The sequence below is a fragment of the Trinickia sp. genome, from assembly GCF_051961175.1.
In the GTDB taxonomy this organism is placed as follows: domain Bacteria; phylum Pseudomonadota; class Gammaproteobacteria; order Burkholderiales; family Burkholderiaceae; genus Trinickia.
Window position 1 is genome coordinate 1 of the sequence record NZ_JBQCDN010000254.1, and the last position, 4,381, is coordinate 4,381.

General features: G+C 68.9%; 3 protein-coding genes. All 3 read left to right on the plus strand.

Annotated elements, in window-relative coordinates; all coding sequences use genetic code 11:
- The coding region (locus ACTHL0_RS15345; protein ID WP_440567667.1) for a ribonuclease E/G at nt 1-2,531 on the plus strand (2,531 nt) is incomplete at its 5' end.
- A gap of 216 nt (nt 2,532-2,747) precedes the next feature.
- Nucleotides 2,748-3,854, plus strand: a complete 1,107-nt coding sequence (gene moaA, locus ACTHL0_RS15350; protein WP_440567668.1) for a GTP 3',8-cyclase MoaA — start codon at nt 2,748-2,750, stop codon at nt 3,852-3,854.
- Between the two features lie 16 nt (nt 3,855-3,870).
- The coding region (locus ACTHL0_RS15355; RefSeq protein ID WP_440567669.1) for an NTP transferase domain-containing protein at nt 3,871-4,381 on the plus strand (511 nt) is incomplete at its 3' end.

The following is a 4,381-nucleotide window of genomic DNA, read 5'->3' on the forward strand; positions in this document are numbered from 1 at the left end:
ACTTCCAGCCCGATATCGGCGAAATTCTCATCGATACGACCGAAATCCATGATCAGGCGCGCGCCTTCATGGATATCGTGATGCCGGACAACGTCGGCAAGGTGAAGCGCTACCACGACGACGTGCCCCTCTTTTCGCGCTTTCAGATCGAGCACCAGATCGAAACCGCCTACTCGCGCACGGTGCCGCTGCCCTCGGGCGGCGCGATCGTCATCGATCACACCGAAGCGCTCGTCGCGATCGACGTCAACTCGGCGCGCGCCACCAAGGGCGCCGACATCGAGGAAACGGCCACGCGCACGAACCTCGAAGCCGCCGACGAAGTGGCGCGCCAGTTGCGCCTGCGCGACCTCGGCGGCCTGATCGTGATCGATTTCATCGACATGGAATCGGCCAAGAGCCAGCGCGAAGTCGAGCAGCGCCTGAAAGATGCGCTCAAGCACGACCGCGCACGTGTGCAGATGGGCAAGATCTCCCGTTTCGGCCTGATGGAGCTGTCGCGCCAGCGTTTGCGCCCGGCGCTGTCGGAAGGCAGTCATGTCACCTGCCCGCGCTGCAACGGAACCGGCCATATTCGCGATACTGAATCGTCCGCCCTGCAAGTGCTGCGGATCATCCAGGAAGAAGCGATGAAGGAAAACACCGCGGCGATCCACTGCCAGGTGCCCGTCGAAGTCACGGCCTTCCTGCTCAACGAAAAGCGCCAGGAAATCAACAAGATCGAATCGCGCTTCAAAGTGGGCGTCGTGCTCATTCCGAATAAGCATCTCGATACGCCGCACTACAAGCTCGAGCGCCTGCGTCACGACGACGCTCGCCTGGACGAGCCGCGCGCCTCGTGGAAGATGGCGGAGGAAGCGGCCCGCGAACTCGAATCGGAGACGGCTTACAGCAAGCGTGCCGAAGAGGTGAAGCCGAAACAGGAAGCGGCGGTCAAGGGCATCACGCCCGAGCGGCCCGCCCCGAGCGCCCCGGTGCGTCCGCAAGCGGCGCCTGCTCCGGTCGCTGTGGCTGCGGCGCCCCGCACGGGCGGATTCTTCGGTTGGATCAAGAGCCTGTTCGGCGCTCAACCGGAAACACCGGCGCCGGCACCGGAGCCGGTTCAACCCGTCCGTCCGGCCCGCACCGAACGTGGCGAGCGCACGGAGCGCGGCGGCGATCGCAACCGCAACCGCCGCGGCCGCGATGGCGGCGCCGCGCGTGCCGAATCGGCCGTCGCCGGTCGTGCCGGCCAACAGCCGTCGCAGCGCCCGGCCCGCGAACAGCGTGAAGGTCGTGAGGGTCGTGAAGGTCGTGAGGGCCGTGAAGGTCGCGAAGGCCGCGAAGGCCGCGAAGGCCGTGAAGGTCGCGGCGAGACGCACGAGCGTGGCCAGGAGCGCGCCGAAACGGCGGAAGCCGCTACGCGTGGCGAACGCGGCGAGCGCCAGGAACGGCGCGAGCGTGGTGAACGCGTTGAGCGCGTGGAACGTGGTGAGCGTGCCGAGCGCGGAGAACGTGCAGAACAACGCGGCGAGCGCGGCGACCGGTCCGAACGTACTGACCGGACTGACCGCGCCGAACGCGGCGAGCGCCAGGAGCGCGGCGAACGGCGCAAGCCGCAGGCCGAGGTCACTGCCGAAGCGGCGGTCCGCACCGAGGCACAGGTTGTGGAAGGCGCGGTTGATGCCGGCGTACCTGTCCCCGAACAGGATACGGCTGGGCGTGACGGTGAAGAACGCCGCCGCCGCCGCCGCGGCCGTCGCGGTGGCCGCCGCGAGCGCGAGGAAGAAGGCGTGAACGCAACGCTGGCCGCCGACGTGGCCGAAGCCGAAGGCGCAGCAGCGGCCGTGCCGCCGCAGGCCGCGCCGGCTGCCGAAACGCTGGGCGAATCGCATGCGCATGCCGCCGAACCCGTGGTTTCGCAGCAAACGCAAGCCCAAGCGCACACCCGGGCCGAGGAAGTGGCGGTGACGCCGGTGCCGACGCATGCGCCGGTCGCCGCGCCGCTGCCCGAGGCACCCGCCATCGCCGCGGCTGAATCGTCTGAATCGGCCGCCCCGGTTGCACCCGCACCGGCCCCCGCCCCGAGCGAAGCCAGTGCCGCACCGGTCGAGCATCCGGCAGCCGTTCCGGCGGCGCCGGCCGCGCCCGCGCCCGTTGCCGCGGAGCCTGAATCGGCCATTGCACGCGCCGTCGAAGCTGCGCCGGTCGTCGAGGCCACGCCCGTCGTTTCGGCCGAGCCCGTCGCAAGCGCCGCGTCGGCGCCCGTCGAAGCCGCGAGCGCCGTGACGGAACTCGTTCACCGTCCCGCTGCGGTCGAAGCGGCGGCCACGCCGAGCCCGCGGGTGAACGGCTTGTCCGCAGCCGATCTCCAGCCGATGCTCGAATCGGCCGGCCTCGTCTGGGTCAGCACCGACGCGGAAAAGCTCCGCGCCTCCCAGGAGGCTGCCGCACAAGCCCCGGCCACGGTGCGCGTGCCGCGTGAGCGTAAGGCACTGCCCCCGGTCGATCCGACCCCGATGCAGCAGGTCGAGACGCATAAGGATGCATAAGCCGGGCGCATAAGTCAGATCGGTCAGCATCCGCGGTAAGGGCGTGCAAGCGCCCTGCCGCTGGACAAGAAGCCCGCCTTTTCGGCGGGCTTTTTTATGCCGCGTTCCTTTGGCATACATTCGATGCCGAGCGTTATCCTCACCCGCGAGCGGGCAATGTCCGCCGCCGGCGCCGCGATCAGCTAGAATGGGCATCTGCTCGCTTCTTGCTTCATCATGTCCCGACGTATCATTCCCGTCGCCGACGTCAGCGCGATACCCGACATCGCCGGCGCGCCGCTCGCTGCGTGCGGGACGCTCGTCGATACGCTCGTCCGGCCGCTGCGCGATCTGCGCATTTCCGTCACCGATCGCTGCAATTTCCGTTGCGTCTATTGCATGCCGCGTGCGGTGTTCGGCAAGGATTACCCCTTCCTGCCGCACAGCGCACTGCTGACCTTCGAAGAAATCGAACGGCTCGCGCGCTTGTTCGTCGCCCATGGCGTCGACAAAATCCGCCTGACCGGGGGCGAGCCCTTGCTGCGCAAAAACATCGAACGGCTCATCGAACGGCTCGCAGCCTTATCCACGCCGGATGGCCGGCCGCTGGACCTGACGCTGACGACCAACGGCTCGCTGCTCGAGCGCAAGGCGCGCGACTTGAAGCAGGCCGGATTGACGCGCGTCACTGTCAGCCTCGACGCGCTCGACGACGCACTGTTCAAACGCATGAACGACGCCGAGTTCGCCCCAGGCGCAGTGCTTGACGGCATCGCGGCCGCGCAAGCGGCGGGGCTCGCGCCGATCAAGATCAATATGGTCGTCAAGCGCGGCACGAACGACGGCGAAATCGTGCCGATGGCGCGCCACTTCAAGGGCTCGGGCGCGGTCCTACGGTTCATCGAATACATGGACGTCGGCACGTCGAACGGCTGGAACATGACCGAAGTGCTGCCGTCCGCCGAGGTGGTCGCCCGCATCGCCGAACACTTTCCGCTGGTCCCGCTCGAGGCCCATACGCCCGCCGAAACGGCGCAGCGCTGGGGCTACGCCGACGGCAGCGGCGAGATCGGGGTGATTTCGAGCGTCACGCGCGCCTTCTGCGGCACTTGCACGCGGGCCCGGCTGTCGACGGAAGGCAAGCTCTATCTGTGTTTATTCGCTTCGGGTGGCCATGATCTCCGCTCGCTCGTGCGTAGCGGTGCCTCCGACGACGAAATCGCCACGGCCATCGGCCGCATCTGGCAAGCACGCGAAGACCGCTATTCCCAGCTGCGCGGCAGCGCCCCGGCCGACGCGCCCGCAGCCCCGGCGCGCGTCGAGATGTCGTATATCGGCGGCTGAGGTCAAGTCGGGCTCCATGGATCGACTCACGCGCTCGCGCCTCACCGGCCTCGTTTTGGCGGGCGGCCGTGGCACGCGCATGGGAGGGGTCGACAAGGGCCTGCAACCGCTCGCAGGCGAGCCGCTCGCCTTGCATGTCGCGCGATGCATCGCAAGCCAGGTCGACTCGCTGCTGATCAGCGCGAATCGGCATCGCGACGACTATGCACGGCTGGGGGCGGCGTTCCAGGCCCGCGTCATCGCCGATATATCCGGCGATTTTCCCGGGCCACTGGCCGGCTTGCTGGCCGGGTTGCGGGCGGCATCGACCGAACTCGTGCTATGCGTGCCGTGCGACACGCCCGCGTTGCCGGCCGATCTGGCGGCGCAGCTTCTGGCCGCACTCGACTCCGGGCAGGCCGATGTCGCCGTCGCGGGGGCCGGCGCTGGGCGCCGGGCTGCCTCCCTTCCACCCCGCCGCGGCGCCGCGGCCCGCCGGGGCGGCCGCCCGCGGGGGGCCGCTGGCGTGATGGGGGGGGGGTCAGTGG